Source organism: Pseudoflavonifractor phocaeensis (assembly GCF_016901735.1).
Taxonomy (GTDB): domain Bacteria; phylum Bacillota; class Clostridia; order Oscillospirales; family Oscillospiraceae; genus Pseudoflavonifractor_A.
On sequence record NZ_JACLZC010000222.1, the window covers coordinates 1 to 355 of the forward strand.

Consider the following 355-nt stretch of genomic DNA (forward strand, 5'->3'; position numbering starts at 1 on the left):
TCAGTCTGTCGAAAAACCCGGCTTATGCATCAAGCGTAAGCCGGGTCTGTATCATATTGGGGCCAAAAGAGGAGCATAAAGAGAGAGGTAAACTGCTCCTTCCACAACCAGCTGGCCAGTTTTTTCAGATTCATGGCAGCAAACTTAAGCTTCACCCAGTTGGACACCTGGGCCAAGCCTCTGTATTGGGTATAACGCATGGCGTGTTTTTCCTTGGCATCGGCAAAGACCCGCTCAATGGTCTCTTTGCGCCGTTTGTACAGCCGCCGGTACTCGGGCGTATAGCGGGCGTCATCCGCCAAGTCCTCGTAATCCTTCCAGATGTGGCGCTGCACCGTTTTGACACAGTCTTTGG

At 52.4% G+C, this 355-nt stretch carries 1 protein-coding gene; it reads right to left on the reverse strand.

All coding sequences use genetic code 11. The features are described 5' to 3' along the window. Positions 1-29: 29 nt before the first annotated feature. Positions 30-355, reverse strand: a 326-nt coding sequence (locus H7U37_RS15365) for a transposase (RefSeq protein ID WP_204877039.1), incomplete at its 5' end; no start/stop codon positions are given.